Genomic DNA, 22,170 nt, shown 5'->3' with positions numbered 1-22,170 from the left:
TACAGGGTGTGGGCCTTCCACTCCTTGGGTGTCTGTTTCGCGAACGCGACAGCGACGACCATGAGGCTATGGAAACTGACGGTGTCGGCGACTTCGCACGTGCCGACGTCGAGTACTGCGGTGAGCGCTACGCACTCGACGTCGACGCTGTCTTCTACGTCGGTCGCGACGCCGACCTCTCGATCGACGACAACCGCTACCTCCACCGACGCTGCCTGTCTATCCACTACGAGACCGGGATGTGGTGGCTCGCCAACGTCGGCAGCCGGATCCCCGCGAAAGTGTCCGAAGCAACCACGGGATTCGCCGCGCTTCTTGTGCCGGGAACTCGAATTCCACTGGTGTACGGCATGACGACGGTGGTCGTCGCGGCGGGACCGACGACCTACGAATTCGCGATCGAAACGTCGAGCGCTGTCACGAACCCGACACCACCACCACACCGATCCGGTGAAACCACCATCGGCGCACCGGCACTCACCGCGGCACAGCTGGCGTTGATCGTCGCGCTCGCCGAACCGCTGTTGCTGCGCGACGGTGTCGACGCGAGCGCGATACCGAGCTCGGCGCGCGCGGCCGAGCGGCTCGGCTGGCCACTCACCAAGTTCAACCGCAAACTCGACAACGTCTGCGACAAGTTCGACCGCATCGGCGTCAGCGGATTGCGCGGCGGCCCAGGCAGATTGGCGTCCAACCGACGCGCGCGGCTGGTCGAGTTCGCCATCTCGTCCCGGCTGGTCACCAAGTCCGATCTCGGCTCGATCGACGACCAGCGACGCTTGTGCCTGGGCCTGCAGCACTCCCCCCGCACCAGCGCACGCGCGGTGGCCTAGCGCGTCAGCAGTCCGACGACCTCAACATGGTGGGTCAGCGGAAAGGCATCGTAGGCACGCAGATCGGTCAGCCTGTAGCCCTGCTCCTGGTAGAGCGACACATCGCGGGCGAAGGCGGCAGGATCGCACCCGATGTGGACAACTCGCTGCGGATTCTGTTGTGCCACAGCGGTAACGATCTCCCGCCCCGCTCCGGACCGCGGCGGATCAAGGACGACGACCTCCGGCGCTCCGGCAACGTCGGCCAATACATTCTCGACCCGCGCCGCGTGGAACTGCACAACCGCCAGATCGGCCAACGCCGCCTTGCCGTCGCGGACCGCCTCACGCGAAGACTCAACGGCCACAACGGTTCCCGACTCCCCCACCTGATCGGCGAGCCGAGCGGCGAAAACTCCTGCGCCGCTGTAGAGATCCCATGCGAGGGCGCCTGCGGACGCGTCGGACCATTCGGCGACGACCGACGAATACGCCTCGGCCGCACCACGATGCGCTTGCCAGAAGCCGACAGCGTCCAACTCCCACGCCCGGCCACCGACGCGCTCGACCACTCGACCCGTACCCATCGCGACGCGCTGGGCTCGCGGCGTATTCGTGGCCGCGCGACGCGCCATCGCACCGCGACGCCCCGGACTGCGCCGACCCGTCCCCGACACCCGGGCGGGCGACAACTCGACGACGTGGCGAACTCCGTCGCTGTCGACCGCGACAGCGAGTTCGGCACCCGGCCGCCAACTGCGCTCGGCCACGCCGTCCATCGCACCCGAAACCGGCTGCGGGCAGCGTAGATCGGCAAGCACGGAGCCGCTGCGGTAGCCGTGGACCCCTGCCTGACCGTGCTCGTCGACAGCGAGGCGGACCCGGGTTCGCCATCCTCCGCCGTCGCCGGTTCCAGCAAGCACGCCGACCTCGACGTCGCGCTCGATGCCTGCAATTCGGCGCAACTGCTCGGCCACGATCGAGGCTTTCATGCCTCGCTGTGCCGCCAACGTCGCGTGGGAGTAGTCGCAGCAGCCTGCCCCACCCGGACCGGACACCGGACACAGCGCGGGCACGCGGTCCTCGGATGCTTCGACGACGTCGACAACGTCGGCACGGCAGAACGATCCGCCGCGGTCCTCGTTCACCTCGGCGAGCACCAGTTCGCCAGGCAAACCGTGCCGGACGAAGACCACCCGACCGTCGTGGCGTGCCACGCAGAAGCCGCCGTGCCCAGGATTGCCGAGACGCAGCTCGAGGCGACGGCCCCGCCAGGATTCACTCAAGGGGGGTCACTTGTCCTGATAGCCGCGGCGGATGGCACCGGGGGCGTCTTCCCAGCCCTCCAGCTTCGCCCGCTCCGAGGACGCGAGCTGCCAGGGCACGCTGGTGACCATGACGCCCGGCTCGAACAGCAGCCGGCCCTTGAGCCGCAGCGCACTCTGGTTGTGCAGCACCTGCTCCCACCAATGACCGACGACGTATTCGGGGATGAACACCGTCACGACGTCGCGCGGCGAATCCTTCCGGAGCCGCTTGACGTAGTCGAGGACAGGCTTCGTGATTTCGCGGTAGGGCGACTCGATCACCTTCAGCGGCACCGCGATGTCGCTCTTCTCCCATGCGCGGACCAGTGCTCGGGTATCCGGTTCGTCGACGTTGACCGTGATCGCTTCGAGGGTGTCCGGTCGCGTCGCACGTGCGTAGGCGATCGCACGTTTGGTCGGCATGTGCATCTTCGACACCAGCACGATCGAGTGGGTCCGGCTCGGTAGTACGCCGTCCCATTCGGTTTCGGCGAGTTCACGCGCGACGGTGTCGTAGTGCTTGCGAATCAACCGCATCAGCCCGAAGATCGCGCCCATCGTGACGATGGCAATCCACGCACCGGCCGCGAACTTGGTGATGAGCACGATGACGAGGACGGTTGCCGTCATCGTCAGGCCGATTGCGTTGATCACCCGCGAACGTTGCATCTTGGCGCGCTGTTCCGGCTCGGTCTCGGTGCGTAGATGCCGCGTCCAGTGCCGGATCATGCCGGTTTGACTCAACACGAACGAGACGAACACGCCGACGATGTAGAGCTGGATCAGCTTGGTGACCTCGGCACCGAACAGAACGACGAAGGCGATCGCGGCACCGGACAGGAAGAGGATGCCGTTGCTGAAGGCCAGACGGTCACCGCGGGTGTGCAGCTGCCTCGGCAGAAAGCGATCCTGAGCGAGGACCGAACCGAGGACGGGAAAACCGTTGAACGCCGTGTTGGCGGCCAGGACCAGGATCAGCGCGGTGACAGCGGCGATGAAGAAGAACCCGATGCGGAAATCGCTGAAGACGGCTTCGGCGATCTGCGCGATCAACGTCTTCTGGTGATACCCGTCCGGTGCGTTGGTCAGCTGCGTATCGGGATTGTGCGCGTAGATCACGCCGATCTTCTGCGCCAGGATGATGATGCCCATCAGCAGGATGATCGCGATGCCGCCGAGCAGAAGCAGCGTCGTTGCGGCGTTGCGAGACTTCGGTTTACGGAAGGCCGGGACGCCGTTGCTGATCGCCTCGACACCTGTCAGCGCGGCACAGCCCGACGAGAACGCCCGCGCGACGAGGAAGGCGAACGCGATCCCGGTCAGGTGCTCATGCTCTCCGGTCAGTTCGAACCCGGCGGACTCGGCGCGAATATCTTCGTCCAGCACGTAGATCCGGAACAGACCCCACCCGAGCATGAAGAACATGCCGACGATGAAGGCATAGGTCGGGATCGCGAACGCCGTTCCCGACTCGCGGATGCCGCGGAGGTTGATCGCGGTGAGCAGGACGATCGCAGCGACAGCGAACAGCACTTTGTGTTGCGCGACGAACGGAACCGCCGACCCGATATTCGACGCCGCCGCCGACATCGACACCGCAACGGTGAGGACGTAGTCGACGAGCAACGCACTGCCGACCGTCAGCCCCGCCGTCGGTCCGAGGTTGGTCGTCGCGACCTCGTAGTCGCCACCGCCGGAGGGATAGGCGTGCACGTTCTGCCGGTAGCTCGCAACGACCACGATCATCACAGCGGCGACGGCGAGACCGACCCACGGCGTGTAGACGTAGGCCGACAGCCCCGCAGTCGAGAGCACCAGAAAGATTTCTTCCGGCGCGTAGGCGACCGACGACATCGCGTCGGAGGCGAAAACAGGCAGCGCGATTCGCTTCGGTAGCAACGTGTGGCCCAGTTTGTCGCTACGGAAGGGTCTACCGAGCAGCAGCCGCTTTGTAGCGGTCGTGAGCTTCGACACCGGGAAAGCGTAAGCCGTAGGGCACAGTCGGTAGCGCGCAGCCACCGCACGACGTTCGATTGCGTGACAAGCGGGCAACACCTCGGTCCGGAACGGCGCCTCCGCGGTCTAATGGGCGTACGGTTGCCAGCCGTGGGAACAGCCGACCCGCGCTGGAAGACGAAGAAGACGAGGAACGGGGTTCTGCGTTGTACGTAATCGTGATGGGTTGCGGACGAGTGGGCTCGTCGCTCGCCGGAGCCTTGACTCGAATCGGACACGAAGTTGCTGTGATCGACCGCGACGGAAGCTCTTTCCTACGGTTGGGTCCCGACTTCAAGGGTCACAAGGTCGTCGGAATGGGTTTCGACCGTGAGGTTCTCGTCAAAGCCGGGATCGAAAAGGCCGAGGCGTTCGCCGCGGTGTCGTCCGGCGACAACTCGAACATCATCGCCGCGCGGGTAGCGCGCGAAACCTTCGGCGTCGAACGTGTCGTCGCGAGAATCTACGACGCCAAGCGTGCCGCCGTGTACGAGCGACTCGGCATTCCGACCGTCGCAACGGTGCCGTGGACGACGGACCGATTCCTGCACACGCTCATCCAGGACACACAGATCACGAAATGGCGGGATCCCTCCGGGGCGGTCGCTGTGGCGGAACTCACGCTGCACGAAGACTGGTTCGGGCACGCGGTGAGCGAGCTAGAGACTGCAACGGGCTCACGAGTCGCGTTCATCGTCCGCTTCGGCGAAGGTGTGCTGCCGAAGGGCAAGACCGTGATTCAAGCCGACGACACCGTCTACATCGCAGCTGTGTCGGGGACGGTCGGTGAGGCGGTCGCGCTGGCGAGCAATCCGCCACCCGCGGACGCCTGACGCCATGGCGACGACAATCTTGACCACGACAATCGAGGAAGCCCGCAGATGAGAGTCGCAATTGCAGGTGCCGGAGCCGTCGGTCGGTCGATCGCACGAGAGCTCGTCCGCGCCGAGCACGAGGTGATGTTGCTCGAGCGTCAGCTCGACCACGTCGACCCGAATTCCGTTCCCGAAGCGCGCTGGGTGCACGCCGACGCCTGCGAGCTGGTGTCGCTGGAAGCAGCGAAGCTGCAGACCTACGACGTCGTCATCGCGGCAACGGGTGACGACAAGGCCAATTTGGTTCTGAGCCTGCTGGCCAAGACGGAGTTCGGCACGCGGCGCGTCGTCGCCCGCGTGAACGACCCGCGCAACGAATGGCTTTTCGACGCCTCGTGGGGCGTCGATGTCGCGGTGTCGACGCCGCGCATCCTTGCCTCCCTCGTCGAGGAAGCCGTCTCGGTCGGCGATCTGGTCCGCTTGATGACGCTGCGGCAGGGCCAGGCGAATCTCGTCGAGATCACCTTGCCCGCCGATACCGGCCTCGCGGGTAAGCCCGTGAGAAAGCTGTCGCTGCCGCGCGATGCGGCCCTGGTGACCATCCTGCGCGGCGGCAGGGTCATCGTCCCGGAGAAGGACGATCCGCTAGAGGGTGGGGACGAACTGCTGTTCGTCGCCTCCGTCGAAGTCGAGGACGAACTCCGCGCCGCGGTTGGGCTCTAGGCCTAGCAGGCTCCTGCCAGCTCGCGACCGAAGACGAGGTTCGACGTCCGCAGCTCGGCACGTAACCGGTTGAGGGCACGGTGCTGCATGACTCGCACGACGCCTGCGGTGGTGCCGAGGGCGTCGGCTGTCTCGGCTGCGGACCAACCCAAGACGACGCGCATCATAAGAACTTCTTTGTGTTTCTCCGAGAGAACGTCCAGCAGTTCACGGAGGTGAGCCCGCTGCTCGCCTGCGAGTGCCCAGTCTTCGGGTCCGGGGTCCTCGCAGATACGTTCCGGGATCTCCTCGACCGTCTGTAGGGGATGCGACTGTGCGCGGCGTCGGGCATCGGAGACCTTGTTGGAGGCGATGCCGTACACGAACGCCAGAAACGACTTGCCCTGATCTTCGTATCGTGTGATCGCTCGGATCGTGGCAAGGCAGATCTCCTGTGCCACATCGTCTGCCGTCACCTGAAGCTCGCCAGGTCGGCCGAGACGATTGACGCAGTAGCGCCGCATCAGCGGATGAATGATGCGGAGGATTTCGCCGACAGCGACACGATCTCCCGACGCGGCAAGCGGCACCAACGCCTCCAACGCGTTGGTCGTCTCCACGTCAGCCATCTCGAAGCCCCCTGGTCGCCCGGTTCGATCGCACACCCGAAAAATTCGAGGTACGGATCGATCCTCTAGCGAAGGGTCCGACGCAACCAGGGACCCCAGGGTGAGAAAGTTGCCACCCCTAAGAAGTGGGGTCTTCCGCGTGTCGCGCTGCCGACTTCCCGTCGGTCGCGGTGCCGGGTTCTTCGGCGGCCTCCGGCTCCGGCGCGGTCAGTCGGTCGGCACGGCGGGCTGCCCACACCGACACCGCAACTGCCGCAGCGGCCAACGGCCAACCCATCGCAATTCTGGCGACGGCGAGCAGACCTTCTTGATCGGTGTTGTAGAAGTGCTGCTGCACGAGATAGCGGGCACCGAATACGACGGCCCACGCGGCGGTCGCGATGTCGTACCCACGCACTGCTGCGCGGCTCTTGCGCCAGCCGTTGCCATGACCGTTGAGAAAACCCCACACGACGCCGACGAGAGGCCAGCGCACGAGGATGGACACGAGGAACGCTGCGCCGTAGACGAGGCTCGCGTAGATGCCGAACAGGAAGTAGCCCTTGGCGTCGCCTGTGCGGTAGGCGATGAACGCGCACACGCCGACGCCGAGGAAGCCGGAGATTGCCGGCTGAATGGGATCGCGGCGATACAGCCGCCACACGAGAATTGCTGCTGCGACGCCGAGCGCTGTCCAGATCGCGGCCTGTAGGCCCCACAACGAATTGGCAGGAACGAAAACGAGCACGGGCAACGTCGAGTAGACGAGCCCGCTCACTCCCCCGAGTTGTTCGAGTACGGACTGCTGCTGGCTATCGCTCACCTAACGAGGGTGCCACATCGGCACAATCGAGTCGGCTACTCGTCGCCTTGAAGTTCGTAGTTCGGGTTGTAGATGACCTTCTCGCCACCGCGGTCGCCGACGCGTCCGCGAACCTTCAGTTTTTTGCCCGGTTCGATACCCGGTATGCGGCGGCGGCCGATCCACACTAGCGTCACGGTGTCGGTGCCATCGAAGAACTCGGCCTGCATCGTCGCTCCAGCGGACTGCGAACACGCTTCGACGCTGCGCAATCGGCCCAACATCGTGACTTCGTCGCCACGTACACAGTCGGATGCTCGACAGGCGCCCGAGGCGTCGGCAGAGGATGCCATCTCTTCGGCGTCGACCTGATCGAGATCCTCCGTCAGGCGATGTTTGAGCCGGCGAAAATATCCTGCGGCTGCGGGTGCCATGGTGCGCTCCTGGAGCAATACGTGGCGCGGATCTCGTGCCACTTAGGCCTTCTCAGCGCCACTGTAGACCTATCCGAGGCGGCGAACCACTCGACTGCAGCGCCGATGGAACGCAGGTGCATGATCGAGCGTATGCAGTCTCCTCGGCGACCTCGGTGTGCGGTCGTTCTGCCAGGCACCGGGTCCGATGCCGACTTCGTCGGCCGCGCCTTCGGCCCAGCTCTACGCGGGCTCGACCTGGAAGTCATTGCGGTGGAACCCGATCCGCGGAGTGTCGTCGCAAGTTACGTCGCCGCCCTGGATGCTGCCGTTGCACGATCGGGCCCGATCGTCGTCGGCGGTGTGTCGCTCGGCGCTGCCGTGGCTCTGAACTGGGCAAACGACCGAATCGGCGCGGCGTCGGCCGTACTTGTCGCGCTGCCTGCCTGGACCGGCTCCCCCGACGGCGCACCCGCCGCGGCAAGCGCGGAGTTGACGGCTCGGCTGCTCCGCGCCGACGGAATCGCCGCTGTCACAGCGACTATGCGGGCAGGAAGCCCGCCGTGGCTCGGTGCCGAGCTCGCGAAATCCTGGGCGTCGCAGTGGCCGCATCTTCCCGACGCACTGGACGAGGCCAGCACGTATCGGTCCCCGACACCTGCGGCATTGGCCGCTACCACCGTTCCAGTGGCGCTCGTCACCGCGGTCGACGACCCAGTGCATCCATACGCCGTCGCACAAGCCTGGCACGCCGCTCTACCGGACTCCGGGGTGGCGGAAATCACGCTCGACGAAATCGGAGCAGATCCGTCCGTGATCGGCCGGGCTGCGCTGAAGGCGCTCGCGCAGACGAGTTTTCGCTGGTAGCACCGCTGCACAAGCGCCCTTGCGGAGTGCGGCCTATTTGCGGCCCTATTTGCGCAGCTGTTGCATCGCCGAACCGTCGGCGCCGCGCCGCGGGGCCTTCGGGGCAGGTGGCGGCGCCTGCGGCTGCACCGGCTCGGTCGCCGCCCGCTGCGCTGCTTCGGCAGCAGCCAACTGCTGCTGATGCGCAGCGGCGAGCTGATCTGCCATCTCCTTCGGCAGGTTCACCGGCAGCGGGGTTCGCACAGGATGGGGATCCGTACCGCGCCGGACGATCGTCTCGCGCAGAATCGCGCGAGCTGCTTCGACGAGCGGCATACCTTCGACAACCGAGCCGGCCGGGCCCGCCGCGACGAGACGGACCATCCAGCGATAGCCGTCGACGCCGATGAAGCGAATATCCGCTGCGGCAGTCGACGCGACGAGTTCTCGACCCCACGGGCCGGTCTCGATGCTCACCTTGCCGTTGTCGTCGCGTATCGACTTCGCCAGATCGGCCGTCACATCTCGCCACTGTCCGGGCGACTTGGGCGCGGCATACGCCGCGACGGTGATGCGGCCCTGGTCACCGATGACGAGGTGCACACCTTGCGGCTTGCCGTCCTGGCCCATCTCGACCTGTAGCTGACCACCCTCAGGCATCGGAAGAATCACCGAACCGAGGTCGAGGCGACCCGCGAGGTCTTCGTCGTCTTCGTAGTCGTAGGGACCGTGCTCGTAGTTGACGCCATCCTCGATCTCCTCGGCAAAGTCGCTCGACGCATCCTCCGCTAGGAGATCCGCTGCCTGCGTCTCGTCGGCTGCGCCGCCACGATCCTTGTCGTCACGATCCCTGTCGTCACGGTCCTTCTTACGCTTTCCGAACATGGTTACGCCCCTTTTCCTTGCAAGCTCGCGTGCCCGCCGCTCGACCCGTATCCGCCCGCGCCACGCGTTGTGTCGTCGAGGCTCTCGACCTCGACGAAGTCGACGAGCTCCACCTTCTGAACCACGAGCTGCGCGATGCGATCACCTCGTCGCACGACGATCGGCGTCCGCAGATCGTGGTTGATCAAACACACCTTGATCTCGCCGCGATAGCCCGCATCGATCGTTCCCGGCGTATTGACCACGGACAACCCGGATTTTGCTGCGAGGCCGGACCTCGGGTGAATCAAGCCGACAGTTCCGATCGGAAGTGCGATCGCAATGCCGGTTCCGACGAGAGTTCGCTCGCCGGGTTCGATCGTCACGTCGGCCGTCGCACACAGGTCCACACCCGCGTCGCCGTCGTGTGCACGCTGGGGAATCGCAATATCGGGATCGAGTCGCATCAAGGCGACGGAAGGTACACCGCTCACGTGGTCAAAGAGTACGCGCCGAGCGGCGCCGACTAATCTGAAGCCCGTGTCCAAACAACCTCAGCCCGCTGCGCGAGCCCACAACGGCGAAACTCGGCCGTCGTATTCGGAACGGCTGTGGGTTCCGGTGTGGTGGTGGCCGATCGCGGTCGCTGTGACGATGCTGCTCGCTGCAGAGATTCATATGGGCGCCCCCGGCATTCGGGCGTGGCTGCCGTACCTGGTCCTGCTGCCGCTGCCGATCTGGGTTCTGCTGTGGCTGAGCCGACTGCGCGTCGAGGTCACCACCGATGCGGACGACGGTCGCGAACTACGAATCGGCCGCGCCCATCTACCGGTCGAGGTCATCTCGCGTGCTGCTGTAGTTCCTGGTACGGCCAAGAGCGCCGCGCTCGGCCGTCAGCTCGATCCGGCCGCGTACGTCCAGCACCGACCATGGGTCAAACCCATGGTCGTGGTCGTCCTCGACGATGCCGACGATCCGACGCCCTACTGGTTGATCAGTACACGACATCCGGATCGTGTGCTCGCCGCGCTAGGTCTCGGAACGTCGTCCGAGCCCGAGCACGACAAGACCTGACGCGTGGCCGCACCGCTGGGTCCTTGCGGTTGGTTTCAGCTCTAAGCGGCGCAGTCCATGCAGATCAGTTGGCCGCCGCTGTTGCTTGCGAGTCTGCTGCGATGATGCACAAGGAAACAGCTCGAACAAGTGAACTCGTCGGCCTGCTTCGGAATGACACGCACAGAGAGCTCTTCGCCTGACAGGTCCGCGCCTGGGAGCTCGAACGACTCCGCGGTATCGGACTCGTCGATGTCCACGACAGCGGACTGCGCTTCGTTGCGCCGCGCTTTCAGCTCCTCTAGCGAATCTTCGGATACATCGTCGGTCTCAGTCCGCCTCGGTGCGTCGTAGTCGGTTGCCATGTCGTCCCCTCGTCCTCTTTCGTGTATCCCGATCCGCTGCGGTCGTGCCGAGCGGGCTGCTCGACAACGGACCCGCCGGATCGCCGGTGGTGCCTTTTGCCCTTTGTGTGCTCAACGCATTCCGTACACGGAAAGTGCCCGAAATCAGCACCCAGGAAACCCGACGAGCGTGTCGTCGCGTGTCTCGATCGACCTGCTCGGCACTCCGCGCAAATCGGTCTGGGCCGCCAGACAATAGCGGATGTCGAAGGGGAATAGTGGGTTCACACCCCAATCGATTCGAAACTGTCCGACAATCGTCACCAACAAGCGCGTGCTTCGAGACATTCCACACATCCGGTGACGACGCGCACATGCTCGATGCCCGTCCGGATTGGTCTCGTCGCACCCGCCCGTTAAGTTGTTGGGACGTGCGCGGCGATAGTACAGAACCGCCACGTCGCCAGAGGTCCTCGAGGGAGCCTCGGGCGACTGGGCCACGAAAGGGACGCTGTGGTTTCACTTATCACCGAAGGCCGATCGAAGGATCCGAACGGCAAGCCGTTCGTCCGCAGGCGGCGGTTGCCATGGGTCGTCATGGTTGCCGTGCTGGCTCTGCTCGGTGCCTTCGTATGGGCTCAGGCGCTCACCAGAGACGAAACCAACACCGCGGCAATGTCCTGCAACAGTCCGAAGATTCCGGCGAGCGCGGAACCGGGCGCGGCCGCTCCTGCGCCGTTGGGCAAGCGGGTCGGTGCGTCCCGACTCAAGGACGTCGAGCCCGCTGCTCTCTCGGCGACGAAGGCCCGCGTGTTCAACGCGAACGGCGAGCGCGGCCAGGCCGCCCACATCGCGTCGCAGCTCAGTGACTACGGCTTCGCGAGCGCGCCGGACGTCCAGGTCGGCAACGACCCCGTCTACGTCGATCAGAACATGGAGTGCTCGGGCCAGATCAGGTTCGGCCCCAACGGACTTGCGGCGGCTGCGTCGTTGCAATTGGTCGCCCCGTGCTCGGAACTGATCGAAGACACCCGTCAGGACGACACCGTCGACCTCGCACTCGGGACGTTGTTCAACGACGTCCGCCCGAACAGCGATGCCGAAGAGGTGCTCCGCTCCCTGAAGGACCCGCCGCCCGGAGTCGAGCCCGCACCACTCGACATCGATCTGCTCGCGGCTGCCCGCATCGCGAAGTGCTGATCGACGGCGTTCAGTCGTTGGGTATCGCGCGATAGGCGTCCAACCGGGTCAGCAGAACGACGAAGTCGTCGGCGATACCGGGCGCAACCGCGAGCGTGACCTCTCCCGCGTCGCTCATCGTGTCGGCGCTCGGGACGTGTACACGCGCGCCCGCCTCCGACGCGATGAGTGCGCCTGCCGCCCAGTCCCACGGGCTCAGTCCGTGTTCGAAATGTGCGTCGACGAGCCCGGCAGCGACCATACACAGGTCGAGCGCTGCCGAACCGATCCGGCGGATGTCGCGAATCTGCGGTAACAACTTGGCGATCAACGCGCCCTGCTCCTCCCGTCGCCGCGCGCCGTAGCCGAAGCCTGTAGCCACCAGCGCGAAGTCGACGGTGTCGACGTCGTTGCACCGCAATTCCGCTGTCGACCCAGCACTGTCCGTCCGGGTCGCACCGTGGCCGAGTGCCGCGGCATAGGTGAATTCACGCGCCACATCCACGACAGCCCCCGCGACGGAGTGCCCGTCCACCTGCGCGGCAACCGACACCGCATACGCGGGAACTCCGTAGAGAAAGTTCACGGTCCCGTCGATCGGATCGATGACCCAGCGAACGCCGGCCATCGACTCGGAGCCGCCGCCTTCCTCGCCGAGGATCGCATCGTGCGGACGTAACTCCCCCAACAACGTGCGGGCGACCTGCTCCGTTTCGGTGTCGACAACGGTGACGGGATCGGTCGGTGTGCTCTTCGACTGGACCGAGTCCGGTGCGTCGGCCAGACGATGCGCGCCGACCCCACCGAAGACTTCGGGCCTACGTGTTCGCACGTGGTGTGCCGCGACCTCGGCTACGCGAATTGCGATCGACCGCAATTCGAGGGGATCGACAGTCGTGTTCGTTGTCTCGTTCTGCGCTGTATTTGCGTGTTCGGTATTCGGCACTTCTCAATCGCAGCACAGAACCACCCCCATGCGCATTAATGTTGGCCGCGACCGGGTCTGGACCGACTGAGATGTGGGCCACAGCTCTCGATCGCCGACCTGTTCCCGCTGTCACCAGGAGTGCGAAACAAATGGCCACCCAAGCTGATCTCAGTTTCGGTATCGATGTCGGTGGAAGCGGAGTCAAGGGCGGGATTGTCGACCTGTCCACCGGCGAAATGACCCACTATCGCCTCAAGATCGAGACACCACATCCCGCTACACCGGAGGCCGTCGTCGCGACCATCGCGAAAATCGTCGATCAGGCCGACTGGGACGGCCCGGTGGGGGTCACCCTGCCGTGTGTCGTCACCGGCGGTGTCGCGCGCACCGCGGCGAACGTCGACAAGGCGTGGATAGGAACCGACGCACGAGCGCTCATATCCGAAGCGCTCGGCGGCAGAGCAGTCGCCGTACTGAACGACGCCGACGCAGCAGGCCTCGCCGAAGACAAGTACGGAGCAGGCAAAGAGGTCGAAGGGGTCGTCATTCTCGCGACCTTCGGCACCGGTATCGGCTCCGCGCTGCTCAATCGCGGCGTACTTGTTCCGAACACCGAATTCGGCCACATGGAGGTCGACGGGATGGAAGCCGAGCACCGGGCAGCAGCGTCGATCAAGACCAAGAAGAACCTGTCGTTCGAACAGTGGGCCGAAGAGGTCAGTTTGGTGCTCTCACGCTACGAAGCTTTGTTGTGGCCGGACCTCTTCATTGCGGGCGGCGGGATCAGCCGCGACTCCGAAACGTGGATTCCGTTGCTTACCAACAGAACTCCCGTCGTTCCAGCGACTTTGGAGAACACGGCCGGGATCGTCGGCGCCGCAATGGCAGCGCAGATCGGCATCACGCCGTAGCGTTGAGAAGTTGGTCGTTACAATGGTGGGTGCCCGGCGCCTAGCCGGTGAAACCCGACAGACCTCTCCGCCGGAAAAACCCTCTGGCGTGACGCCGCACGAAACCGTCACGAAAGGGCGTACGTGGTAGCCACGAATACCCGTCAGACCGCCGATCCATCGACCCCCGACGATCCGGCGAACGGAACACCTTCACCGACCGGACGGGCGCCCGCTAAGAAGGTCGCAGCAAAGAAGGCACCTGCGAAAAAGGCACCGGCCAAGAAAGTCGCCGCGAAGAAGGCACCCGCCAAGAAGGCGACCGCTGCGGCCGGTGACGGCCCCGACGCCGATCCGGCCGAGGTCGAAGTTACCGACATCGCAGATCTCGACGTTCCCGAAGGTGATCTGGCGGCGGTCGAATCCGACGTGGTCGAGGTCGTTGCCGTCGGCGCCGAGGTCGAAGAAGACGGCGCGGTCGACGAACCGACGTCGACTGACAAAGCCTCCGGCGACTTCGTCTGGGACGAAGAAGAGTCCGAAGCACTGCGTCAGGCCCGCAAGGACGCCGAACTCACTGCCTCGGCCGACTCGGTCCGCGCGTACCTCAAGCAGATCGGCAAGGTCGCCCTCCTCAACGCGGAAGAGGAAGTCGAACTCGCCAAGCGCATCGAGGCGGGGCTCTACGCCACCGAAAAAATGCGCGAACTGGCCGAGAAGGGAGAGAAGCTTCCGGTTGCACAGCGCCGCGACTTCAACTGGATCACCCGCGACGGCAATCGCGCCAAGAATCACCTGCTCGAAGCCAACCTTCGCCTCGTCGTTTCTTTGGCAAAGCGCTACACCGGCCGCGGCATGGCCTTCCTCGACCTCATTCAGGAAGGCAACCTCGGTCTGATTCGTGCGGTCGAGAAGTTCGACTACACCAAGGGCTACAAGTTCTCGACCTACGCGACGTGGTGGATTCGTCAGGCCATCACCCGCGCCATGGCGGATCAGGCCCGCACGATCCGTATTCCCGTGCACATGGTCGAGGTCATCAACAAGCTCGGTCGGATCCAGCGCGAACTTCTCCAGGACTTGGGCCGCGAGCCGACTCCTGAAGAACTCGCCAAAGAAATGGACATCACGCCCGAGAAGGTGCTGGAGATCCAGCAGTACGCGCGTGAGCCGATCTCGCTCGATCAGACCATCGGCGACGAGGGCGACAGTCAACTCGGCGACTTCATCGAAGACTCCGAAGCCGTTGTCGCGGTCGACGCCGTGTCGTTCACGTTGCTGCAGGATCAGCTGCAGTCCGTGCTGGAGACGCTGTCCGAGCGTGAAGCCGGCGTGGTCCGTCTGCGTTTCGGCCTCACCGACGGCCAACCGCGGACGCTCGACGAGATCGGTCAGGTGTACGGCGTCACTCGCGAACGTATCCGTCAGATCGAGTCGAAGACGATGTCCAAGCTGCGCCACCCGTCGCGTTCTCAGGTTCTGCGCGACTACCTGGACTGAGCGAGTCGCTTCGATGCCGTCGTTGTCGGAGCCTGATCTGCGCGTTGACCGAATGTCACGCGAGATGAGGTTCGACAGCGGCGGCATTCGTGCATCTCGGCCGAGACTGTGCCGGACGACGCCCAGCGCATCAGGTTTGACGAGCGCCCGATCCGGCAATTCCCACGGAGGGTTGCTACGCGAAGCGCCCACTGACGAAGGAGAGTCGATGGTCGAAGCGCAACGCACCTTCGTAGTCGGTAGACCGCTGAAGACCGTGGTCGCGTACTTGCGGGACTTCGCGAACGCGACCGAATGGGATCCAGGCTCGAAGCAGTGCGAACAGATTTCCGACGGTCCGGTTGCGGTCGGTACAGAATGGCGGAACGTGTCGAGCTTCTTCGGTATGGAGACCGAACTGACCTATCGGCTGACCCGCGACGAACCGAACCATCTTGTGTTCGAAGGCCGCAACAAGACGGCGAGCAGCGTCGACGATCTCTCGTTCGTCGCAGTGGACGACAATTCGACAGAGCTGACCTATCAGGCGCACATCGAGTTCAACGGCGTCGCCAAACTGGCCGATCCGGTTGTGGGACTTGGGTTTCCGGGTCTAGCCGACAAGACGGTCGAGCAAATGACACGGACGCTCGAGTCGCTCGAAGCGTTGTAAGTCGAGGGTCCGCGCAGAAGTCAGGAGAACAGCTCACCGATTCGCGACAGCAGCCCGGCAGGTGTCATCGAGGATCCGGCCGATCCTGACCCTGAGCCGGTATCGGGCGGTGCCGCCGCGCAACCGGTGGCTGTCGTTGTCTTCTCGGGGACGAAGTCGTCGCTTTCCGGTCCCAGGATCACCCGGTAGTGCACGACGTGTGTAGCTGCAGCGGGGTTCGGGAGATTTTCGACGGCCTTGAGGTCGACCTGCTTCTCCGTATGGAACGGCGGCTCGATGTCGCGTCGATACGGCGTGGGCGGCGTGCCGTCGGCAACGCCTGCGGAGAGCGGTGGTCGCCTGCCGGTCGGGCCGCTGCCGTAATCCGGACCGGTGAGCGGCTCGTCGTCGATCCAGTAGTCCATCGTGTACGAACGGTTCGTGCGGTTGTCGATCGAGAACGTCACCTTGCAGCCACCGTTGTCGACCGCGTTGGCTTCCAATCCGGGTGGCGCGGCAGACGCGACGCCGGGGAAGAACATTGCAGACGCGCCGACTGTGGCGAGAGCTACAGCCCATCGTGCCGGTGTGGTTCGAAGCATCAGTGATCGATCCCTTCGGAGAGGGGGTAGTCGCCCGACCCTAACAAGGTAAAGGGAACGTGTTTCACATATTCGACAATCGTTGCAGGACAAAGACCTTTCGTCGCCTATGCAGACTTCCGTTCCGAACCGGTCACCATCAGCCTTCGCTTGGGCCGATCCACTCGGGATAGTGAATACCAACCGGCATTGTGGGTGCGATAGTGCCCAGTGGTGCAGACATGTCATTCTCGCCTCGCCTGACGGACATTGGGTAACGCGCTTGAAACCAGCTGGCACAGCCGTCTGGGAGGCGCTCGTATTCGAGATCGAGTTCTTCGACGCGCCACGGGCCGAAGACATTCCAATCCGGCACGTAGCCCCCTGGCGAATCTGCAACCTCCCGACGACGATCAGGCGTACCCGGTTGCCCAGGGTCTTTCGACGGATTCGATAGCCGAACTTTAATCGCGACAACGCCGGGACCAGGGTCGTAGTCCGGCTGCGGGCTGTCGAATATGACGTAGTTACACACGATTGCTGAGAGATAGGAATCCGACACCGACAGTTCAGTGATGTGGTTGAAGTCGGTCCGCGGCAGACCCAACGAGGCCCGACCACGAGGAGAAATGAGGTCGACATACGACCCTCGACGACGCTGACGCTCGGTGTCAATCGCGTCCTCGAACCCCGGAAACGTTTGACGGAGGCCCGCGAAGCGAGTGTAGGTCGCGGCTTCGACGGCAGCACGAACCAACTCGGCGCCCCGATCGAACAAGTCGATGCTGGGGTCGGCCGACCAGATCTCGCTGTATCGCGGCTGCGGTCCTACGCGATGCAAGGCCTTGTCTGTACCGAACCAACCACAGCCGGTGGCGATCAATGTGACGGTCATCAGTACTCCGGCAACACGAATTCGACTGTCAGCCATCGTTACTCACGACATCAACGTATGAATCGCGGATGATGGAATTGAAGCCATACGCGGGATCGGACAGCCTGGAGAACATTGCCGTGAAGTCCTTCAGCCTCTGCTGATTATTCTTGGTCAACCCGGCTACTTCGTCCCACGACCTGAGCTGCTCCCCAGAGAAGGCCCAGGGGAAGTCGCGCCTGAACTCGTCCGGCAGATCTGGAACCGCGCACAAGATGGCGTGGTGATGTCGATCGAAGTTGACACCGCCCAAGGCGGATTCTTCGGGCCCGTCGGGTTCCTCGCCGATCATGGATTCCTTCAGCGAATCACCGCCTGCATCGACCATCGCGTTGATCACGGCGCCATGCGGACTCTTGTCGATTCCTAAGGACACCGCACTCAGCACTGCGTCGTATGCGGACGACTTCCGGTCGTAGGCAGCCTGTGCCTGATCGGCTGTGTCATCGAACTGATCTTGTACCGACAGCATGATTCCTTTGTCCATCTCACCAAGGAGTCGTCCTGCGACAGACAGATGCCCACCTGCCGATGGGTCGTTCGGGTCGAGCGCAAAGCGAGCCTCGGCGGCCATCTGCTCCTCGATCGCTGCCTGTGTGAAGACACTCCCTGCCTCCTCGCCGCTATTCAGCACGGCGAACACATTGGACCCACCTCGGAAATGGTTCTTGTCGTCGGTCAACCATTCGGCTGTGTCGAATCCCGGCTTCGTAGGCTGATCCGCACCACCGAAGTCCGCCATATACGGAGTAAGGCTGTGCGCGACTGTCTCCAGCAATTCCGGATTCACCTGCCCGACCGAAAGTCCATCGGTGCCTTCGATATTCAGCAAGCTTTCGCGGGCTTCGTCGGTGCTCATGTGCTGCGCAACGGTCTCCATGATGTCGCCTGTCCGCGTCGCGATTGCCACGTCACTCGACGACCAACCGTTCTCGATCGTCGCGTCGTTCTCACCGAAGCGGAACAGTGCAGATGCACCGGTACCGTCGTCGGTCCACTGCCTGGTGAGAACGTCGTCGAGGAAGTCCTTACCGTGCTCGGAATTGGAGATGGCATCCAGTACAGCGACCTTGTCGTTGCCTGTTGCCGCAAATATTTCGGACACCATGCTGTTGTAATCCGCTTCCCGCGGTCGGTACTCACCTTGGATCGCAGGATGGCCGTCGATAAAGATGTCCTCGTTGTCCGCTCTTCCACTCTTTTCGTGACCGACTTGCGCATCGAGATACTGACGGCCCACCTCGAGCAGACCCTTGTCGAGCGCACTCCCCACCTTGTAGTCGACATCTGCAGCGCCGGAAATCCGCGCGATTGCCTGATTGTCGTCGACACCGTTGAACGCGATGATCGGCTTGACTGCCGCCGGATCGCTTCCGAACCTGCGCGTCACAAGATCGTCGCGAGTCAGCGATTCGCGAATTTTGTTCGGAAGCAAATGCGGTCCACCTTTGGCAGGCACCGCTGGATCACCGGCGACCGAGGTCTTGATTTTCTCGTTCGACAGAATCTGGAACGAATTCGCCAGTGCTTGCCGCGATTCCGGTGGAAGTCTGTTCATGATTGCTTCGACTTCACGTGGCGTTTTGCCGTCGAGTGCGCGGCCGACCTGATTCAGGTATTCCATTTGCGAAGCCGGTACCGTCGCCGTGTTGCCGGCCTGCAGCGACCCGATCTGCTCGGGAGTGAGCCGCGCCGATTCGATCAGGCGTTGCTGCTGCTCGAGTGTCATGGACGAGGGATTCGTCGCGATCTGCTCGCCATCGGATTTTCCTTGGTCACGTCCGAGCGCTCCGCTACTCGTGAACGCAGCACGGAGGTCGCCGCGGGCGTTGCCGAGATCGGCATCGACCCGCGCGTCGGCCTCCTCGGCAAGCAGGGCGTTGTCGGTGATCACCGCCTGTAGCTCGGAGCGCTGCTTCACTCGCTCGGCACTCGGCTTGCCGACCGTGTCTACGACGATCAGGTCGTCGGTCACGATGTACGCCTGATTCTCGGCAAAGTCGATCGCATGGCGAACATGCTGCAGCGGCGCGTCGACCTCCCCGCAGCCAAGCTTGGCGCGCTCAGCCAGCTGCTCGAGCTTGTCGACGAGCGAATATGCCGTCAGTCTGTCTCGATCGGCCCAACGCTGAGCAGCTTCGGCCGTCTGGCCTTCCCAGTGCTTGTCGTCGTTGACCTTCCCGACAGCGGCAACGTACTGCTCGAATTTCTCTTCGATTCCACGCCCGACGGTGAGCCACGCTTCGCCGAGTCGAACGAGCTGTTGTGGGTCCCACGAATCGATCTGATTGCGATTCAACGTCATACCGTCGGCTCCTCGACAGTCCAGCTCCCGAGCCCGGTGTTGTACGCGTTGACCAGCGCGCCGACGTTTCGTTCGTCCTGGTCCCGGTACTCGCGAGCAATGCCGACCATGACATCGCCGGTTTCGCTCAAGCGCTCTTGGATGGCTGGGATCAGCGACCGGTCGACGAGGTTGTGCGAAATATCAACGGCCACAACGGTAGAAGACATCCCGTCCGGATTCGGAACTTGCGCGGTATCGCCGATCAGATAGTCCACCATCTTGCTGCCGAGATCGTTCAGTTCTCCACCCAGCCGCGCCAGCACATCCAGATCAGCATTCAGCGATGCCACAACTGCCCCCGTTCGATAGCGTCCCGCCGGCTGAGCCGGCTCTAGCCCGTCGTGGTGTTGGACGCGGTTACGGGACGATCGGTTCCATCGGTGGTCGGCCGAACCTGAATCTCGATCGAATGGAACCGATCACGGTCGGCGTGCGTCCAATCCGATATACAGGCCTGCATCTCGGGGTGGCGTCCCCACGCAGCGACACATACGGAGGGTGCGCAGATGGCTCCGAAGGACATCTTCGACTTGTTCGTGGACGCGGACGACAGCACACAGAGCAGCGTGCAGGGTCCCGTTGTTGGGCAGCGCGAGGTGACGGGGCTTTCACGCGAGTGGCACGACCTCAACAGCCAGTACGGCAACAGCTTCGACAATCCGCACGTTACTGCGGACGAAGCTTTCGAGACGTGGTCGCACGAGCAGATTGTCGCGGAGGTCACGAAGATGGCGCCGGCGACGATCAACAGCGCCGCCGACGCCTGGCGAGGGATCGCGAGCGAGGCGTCGACTCTGCTCGATGCATTCCAGTCGAAGGTCGGCTCCGCGCTGTATCGCGGCTGGGAAGGAACTTTCGCCGCCGCTGCGGCACAGGGAATTTCCGATTACCACGGTCAAGCCCGCGCACTTCCGTTGACAACTCAGATGATCGCCAATCGACTCGACGAGGTCGAGAACTTCGTGCGACGAACCATCGCCGCTGTTCCACCCGTACCCGTCGAGACTGCGGCGTCCTCCCCCGCCCTGATTCCGATCCCGGGAGCGGCGAAAGCGGCCCATCATGTCGCCGACGAGTTGGAAGCCCAAGCCCAGCAGGCGTTGATCAGGCACTACAAACCGGGCGTCGTCTCGATAGACGGCCAGACTCCGAGGATTCCGCAGCCATACAACCCGGTTGGACACTGGCAAGCCGAGGATCGATCGGGAGACTCGAACTCGCCGTCGGTCGGAGGTCCTGGATCGGCCGGACCGGGCGGACCGGGCGGACCGGGCGGACCGGGCGCAGCCACGTACCAGGACGACGCCGAACGGCGCAGCGACACAACGAATCCCGCAGGATCACCGGCGTCCAACGACGCGGTGGCCGACCAATCGCAGATCGCAGCGGACACCCCGCTCAGCGGCGGCGCCGACGACCAGCAGTCGGTCCAGCCTACGAGCTCGGTGGACGATCCACTGTCCACCCGACCCACCTCGACACCCGACTTCGACAGGCCGAATCCGAACGGCACTCCCCTGGATTCTTCTCGGCCGAGCTCACCGGGCCCGAGCACGAACCATCCGGGACCCGGCAGCAGTCCCAATCTTGCTGGGCCTCTGCCTGTCTCGCTGTCGCCCGCACCGGGCGCTACGGGCGCTCCGGGGACAGCACCGACCCCAGCCGGCGCACCGGGCGCACCTGCCCCGGGACGACACGGCGCACCGGGTATGGGAGGTATGCACCCGCCGGGCGCTCGCGGCCGCGGCGATGACGACGACGAACACAAGACCCCGAGCTATCTGGTCAACGTGCACAACGGAAACGCGTTGATCGGCAAGATCGACAAGGTCGCACCGCCGGTGATCGGCGAGTGAGCAGCGAATGGCGGGTGACCGGAACCGAGTTCGCGGTTGCGCTGCGCACGGCCGGCCTCGACCGCTTGCCCTACCCCCTCAGATACCGCGAGAACGCCGACACCGGAACGCAATTGCGTACACAACGGTCTGCCGCGGCCGCCAGGCTTGCCGAAGACCAGAACGACGATCTCCGGGCGGCGCTCGAGGTATTTGCCAGGCCCAGCCTTCGAATCGAGTTGTACGGCTTCCTCGGCCCGAACCTTCAGGAGATCGTGCGTGTGCATGCCGCCCTACTCGGACCGACAGCAGTGCTCGCCGTCCAGGACGCCGGCACGACGCCCGACACCGGATCCGACCTCGTCGTTCGTCGTCTGCCCGCAAAGGCCATTACGTCGCGGTTGCTCGAACTGCTACCGTCCTGCGCGCCAGGACGATTGCGCGAGTTGACGATTCACAAATCCGATCTCGACGACGATCGACGCGGCGGGATTCTCACGGCGACCGATCACGTCCGACCCCACGACACCATAACGACGTTCTTCGATCGGCCGCGCACGCTTGTCGCAGAGTTCGGCGCCGCACCAGGCGGTGGCTACGACAACCGATCCGACGAAGTCCCGACGAGCTTTCATGTGATCGACTACGCGAACGACGGCCGCTATCTCGTCCGCAATCGGCCGAATTCCATTGTGGCGCAACCGGCTACGTCTGCAGCGGTAGCCACCGCAGTCGATGCTCTGATCAGCCGGACCGAATGTCGCAGCGGTGCCGAATAGGCGAA

At 64.0% G+C, this 22,170-nt stretch carries 24 protein-coding genes; 11 read left to right on the top strand and 13 right to left on the bottom strand.

Annotated features, from left to right (window positions below; genetic code table 11):
- Positions 1–68: 68 nt before the first annotated feature.
- Positions 69–833 carry an FHA domain-containing protein gene (locus ACHIRB_RS14955; protein ID WP_395123828.1) on the top strand — a complete coding sequence of 255 codons (765 nt, stop codon included), beginning with the start codon at positions 69–71 and terminating at the stop codon, positions 831–833.
- Here ACHIRB_RS14955 and ACHIRB_RS14950 read toward each other — a convergent pair.
- A complete protein-coding gene (locus ACHIRB_RS14950) occupies positions 830–2,098 on the bottom strand; it encodes a class I SAM-dependent RNA methyltransferase (protein ID WP_395123827.1) in 1,269 nt (422 codons plus the stop codon). The two genes, ACHIRB_RS14955 and ACHIRB_RS14950, sit on opposite strands and share 4 nt — an antisense overlap.
- A gap of 6 nt (positions 2,099–2,104) precedes the next feature.
- The gene (locus tag ACHIRB_RS14945; protein ID WP_395112899.1) at positions 2,105–4,093 is read right to left on the bottom strand and encodes an APC family permease; all 1,989 of its coding nucleotides are present in this window, start codon (positions 4,091–4,093) and stop codon (positions 2,105–2,107) included.
- Positions 4,094–4,281: 188 nt separating this feature from the next.
- On the opposite strand from ACHIRB_RS14945, the gene ACHIRB_RS14940 reads away from it, so the two are divergent.
- Together ACHIRB_RS14940 and ACHIRB_RS14935 are read left to right on the top strand one after the other, a co-directional pair.
- Complete coding sequence (locus ACHIRB_RS14940; protein ID WP_395112898.1) at positions 4,282–4,947, top strand: potassium channel family protein; 666 nt, start codon at positions 4,282–4,284, stop codon at positions 4,945–4,947.
- 48 nt (positions 4,948–4,995) lie between these two features.
- A complete protein-coding gene (locus ACHIRB_RS14935) occupies positions 4,996–5,652 on the top strand; it encodes a potassium channel family protein (protein ID WP_199706269.1) in 657 nt (218 codons plus the stop codon).
- Positions 5,653–5,654: 2 nt separating this feature from the next.
- On the opposite strand, the gene ACHIRB_RS14930 is transcribed toward ACHIRB_RS14935, so the two are convergent.
- From ACHIRB_RS14930 to ACHIRB_RS14920, 3 genes are all read right to left on the bottom strand, one after another.
- Complete coding sequence (locus tag ACHIRB_RS14930; protein ID WP_395112897.1) at positions 5,655–6,260, bottom strand: sigma-70 family RNA polymerase sigma factor; 606 nt, start codon at positions 6,258–6,260, stop codon at positions 5,655–5,657.
- A gap of 118 nt (positions 6,261–6,378) precedes the next feature.
- Entirely contained in the window at positions 6,379–7,062 is a 684-nt protein-coding gene (locus tag ACHIRB_RS14925; RefSeq protein ID WP_395112896.1) for a DUF3159 domain-containing protein, read from the bottom strand.
- Between the two features lie 35 nt (positions 7,063–7,097).
- A complete protein-coding gene (locus ACHIRB_RS14920; protein ID WP_199706272.1) occupies positions 7,098–7,475 on the bottom strand; it encodes an OB-fold nucleic acid binding domain-containing protein in 378 nt (125 codons plus the stop codon).
- 132 nt (positions 7,476–7,607) lie between these two features.
- Between ACHIRB_RS14920 and ACHIRB_RS14915 the strand changes: the two genes are divergently transcribed.
- Positions 7,608–8,321: an alpha/beta fold hydrolase gene (locus ACHIRB_RS14915; RefSeq protein ID WP_395112894.1), complete on the top strand. Its 714-nt coding sequence runs from the start codon at positions 7,608–7,610 to the stop codon at positions 8,319–8,321.
- A gap of 45 nt (positions 8,322–8,366) precedes the next feature.
- On the opposite strand, the gene ACHIRB_RS14910 is transcribed toward ACHIRB_RS14915, so the two are convergent.
- Together ACHIRB_RS14910 and dut are read right to left on the bottom strand one after the other, a co-directional pair.
- Positions 8,367–9,185, bottom strand: coding sequence for a DUF3710 domain-containing protein (locus tag ACHIRB_RS14910; protein ID WP_395112893.1), 819 nt, complete (start codon positions 9,183–9,185; stop codon positions 8,367–8,369).
- 2 nt (positions 9,186–9,187) lie between these two features.
- Positions 9,188–9,631: a dUTP diphosphatase gene (gene dut / locus ACHIRB_RS14905; protein WP_199706510.1), complete on the bottom strand. Its 444-nt coding sequence runs from the start codon at positions 9,629–9,631 to the stop codon at positions 9,188–9,190.
- Positions 9,632–9,704: 73 nt separating this feature from the next.
- Here dut and ACHIRB_RS14900 point away from each other — a divergent pair, with 73 nt between their 5' ends.
- Positions 9,705–10,238: a DUF3093 domain-containing protein gene (locus ACHIRB_RS14900; protein ID WP_395112892.1), complete on the top strand. Its 534-nt coding sequence runs from the start codon at positions 9,705–9,707 to the stop codon at positions 10,236–10,238.
- Between the two features lie 41 nt (positions 10,239–10,279).
- On the opposite strand, the gene ACHIRB_RS14895 is transcribed toward ACHIRB_RS14900, so the two are convergent.
- Positions 10,280–10,582, bottom strand: coding sequence for a DUF4193 domain-containing protein (locus tag ACHIRB_RS14895; protein WP_199706276.1), 303 nt, complete (start codon positions 10,580–10,582; stop codon positions 10,280–10,282).
- A gap of 492 nt (positions 10,583–11,074) precedes the next feature.
- Between ACHIRB_RS14895 and cei the strand changes: the two genes are divergently transcribed.
- Positions 11,075–11,761 carry an envelope integrity protein Cei gene (gene cei, locus ACHIRB_RS14890; RefSeq protein ID WP_395112891.1) on the top strand — a complete coding sequence of 229 codons (687 nt, stop codon included), beginning with the start codon at positions 11,075–11,077 and terminating at the stop codon, positions 11,759–11,761.
- 10 nt (positions 11,762–11,771) lie between these two features.
- Here the strand turns inward: cei and ACHIRB_RS14885 are convergent, their stop codons facing one another.
- Positions 11,772–12,686: an inositol monophosphatase family protein gene (locus ACHIRB_RS14885; protein WP_395123826.1), complete on the bottom strand. Its 915-nt coding sequence runs from the start codon at positions 12,684–12,686 to the stop codon at positions 11,772–11,774.
- Between the two features lie 131 nt (positions 12,687–12,817).
- Here ACHIRB_RS14885 and ppgK point away from each other — a divergent pair, with 131 nt between their 5' ends.
- The 3 genes from ppgK to ACHIRB_RS14870 all read left to right on the top strand — a co-directional run bounded on the left by ppgK (position 12,818) and on the right by ACHIRB_RS14870 (position 15,710).
- A complete protein-coding gene (gene ppgK, locus ACHIRB_RS14880; protein WP_395123825.1) occupies positions 12,818–13,579 on the top strand; it encodes a polyphosphate--glucose phosphotransferase in 762 nt (253 codons plus the stop codon).
- A gap of 123 nt (positions 13,580–13,702) precedes the next feature.
- On the top strand, positions 13,703–15,058 hold the full coding sequence (locus tag ACHIRB_RS14875) for an RNA polymerase sigma factor (protein WP_395123824.1): 1,356 nt from the start codon (positions 13,703–13,705) through the stop codon (positions 15,056–15,058).
- A 208-nt stretch (positions 15,059–15,266) separates the two neighbouring features.
- On the top strand, positions 15,267–15,710 hold the full coding sequence (locus tag ACHIRB_RS14870; protein WP_395123823.1) for an SRPBCC family protein: 444 nt from the start codon (positions 15,267–15,269) through the stop codon (positions 15,708–15,710).
- A 20-nt stretch (positions 15,711–15,730) separates the two neighbouring features.
- Here ACHIRB_RS14870 and ACHIRB_RS14865 read toward each other — a convergent pair whose 3' ends face one another.
- The 4 genes from ACHIRB_RS14865 to ACHIRB_RS14850 form a co-directional block, all read right to left on the bottom strand.
- Positions 15,731–16,291, bottom strand: a complete 561-nt coding sequence (locus ACHIRB_RS14865; protein ID WP_395123822.1) for a hypothetical protein — start codon at positions 16,289–16,291, stop codon at positions 15,731–15,733.
- Positions 16,292–16,430: 139 nt separating this feature from the next.
- Complete coding sequence (locus tag ACHIRB_RS14860; protein WP_395127721.1) at positions 16,431–17,165, bottom strand: hypothetical protein; 735 nt, start codon at positions 17,163–17,165, stop codon at positions 16,431–16,433.
- Positions 17,166–17,193: 28 nt separating this feature from the next.
- Complete coding sequence (locus ACHIRB_RS14855) at positions 17,194–19,509, bottom strand: TPR repeat domain-containing protein (protein ID WP_395123820.1); 2,316 nt, start codon at positions 19,507–19,509, stop codon at positions 17,194–17,196.
- A complete protein-coding gene (locus ACHIRB_RS14850) occupies positions 19,506–19,841 on the bottom strand; it encodes a hypothetical protein (RefSeq protein WP_395112883.1) in 336 nt (111 codons plus the stop codon). Before ACHIRB_RS14850 ends, ACHIRB_RS14855 begins: the two co-directional genes overlap by 4 nt.
- Positions 19,842–20,057: 216 nt before the next feature.
- Here ACHIRB_RS14850 and ACHIRB_RS14845 point away from each other — a divergent pair, with 216 nt between their 5' ends.
- Together ACHIRB_RS14845 and ACHIRB_RS14840 are read left to right on the top strand one after the other, a co-directional pair.
- Positions 20,058–21,407, top strand: a complete 1,350-nt coding sequence (locus tag ACHIRB_RS14845) for a WXG100 family type VII secretion target (RefSeq protein ID WP_395123819.1) — start codon at positions 20,058–20,060, stop codon at positions 21,405–21,407.
- Complete coding sequence (locus ACHIRB_RS14840) at positions 21,404–22,165, top strand: ESX secretion-associated protein EspG (RefSeq protein ID WP_395112881.1); 762 nt, start codon at positions 21,404–21,406, stop codon at positions 22,163–22,165. The genes ACHIRB_RS14845 and ACHIRB_RS14840 overlap by 4 nt, the downstream gene beginning before the upstream one ends.
- Positions 22,166–22,170: the final 5 nt, after the last annotated feature.

Origin of the sequence: Antrihabitans spumae (assembly GCF_043944905.1) — a bacterium.
Taxonomy (GTDB): Bacteria; Actinomycetota; Actinomycetes; order Mycobacteriales; family Mycobacteriaceae; genus Antrihabitans; species Antrihabitans spumae.
The sequence above is the reverse complement of the archived record's forward strand: the minus strand, read 5'-3'. Positions and strand labels throughout refer to the sequence as shown.

Coding starts and splice junctions, on each gene's coding strand:
- ACHIRB_RS14955 (WP_395123828.1), top strand. CDS start 69: ATGGAAACTGACGGTGTCGGCGACTTCGCACGTGCCGACGTCGAGTAC.
- ACHIRB_RS14935 (WP_199706269.1), top strand. CDS start 4,996: ATGAGAGTCGCAATTGCAGGTGCCGGAGCCGTCGGTCGGTCGATCGCA.
- ACHIRB_RS14930 (WP_395112897.1), bottom strand. CDS start 6,260: ATGGCTGACGTGGAGACGACCAACGCGTTGGAGGCGTTGGTGCCGCTT.
- ACHIRB_RS14920 (WP_199706272.1), bottom strand. CDS start 7,475: ATGGCACCCGCAGCCGCAGGATATTTTCGCCGGCTCAAACATCGCCTG.
- ACHIRB_RS14915 (WP_395112894.1), top strand. CDS start 7,608: ATGCAGTCTCCTCGGCGACCTCGGTGTGCGGTCGTTCTGCCAGGCACC.
- ACHIRB_RS14910 (WP_395112893.1), bottom strand. CDS start 9,185: ATGTTCGGAAAGCGTAAGAAGGACCGTGACGACAGGGATCGTGACGAC.
- dut (WP_199706510.1), bottom strand. CDS start 9,631: ATGCGACTCGATCCCGATATTGCGATTCCCCAGCGTGCACACGACGGC.
- ACHIRB_RS14895 (WP_199706276.1), bottom strand. CDS start 10,582: ATGGCAACCGACTACGACGCACCGAGGCGGACTGAGACCGACGATGTA.
- ppgK (WP_395123825.1), top strand. CDS start 12,818: ATGGCCACCCAAGCTGATCTCAGTTTCGGTATCGATGTCGGTGGAAGC.
- ACHIRB_RS14870 (WP_395123823.1), top strand. CDS start 15,267: ATGGTCGAAGCGCAACGCACCTTCGTAGTCGGTAGACCGCTGAAGACC.
- ACHIRB_RS14865 (WP_395123822.1), bottom strand. CDS start 16,291: ATGCTTCGAACCACACCGGCACGATGGGCTGTAGCTCTCGCCACAGTC.
- ACHIRB_RS14860 (WP_395127721.1), bottom strand. CDS start 17,165: ATGACCGTCACATTGATCGCCACCGGCTGTGGTTGGTTCGGTACAGAC.
- ACHIRB_RS14855 (WP_395123820.1), bottom strand. CDS start 19,509: ATGACGTTGAATCGCAATCAGATCGATTCGTGGGACCCACAACAGCTC.
- ACHIRB_RS14845 (WP_395123819.1), top strand. CDS start 20,058: ATGGCTCCGAAGGACATCTTCGACTTGTTCGTGGACGCGGACGACAGC.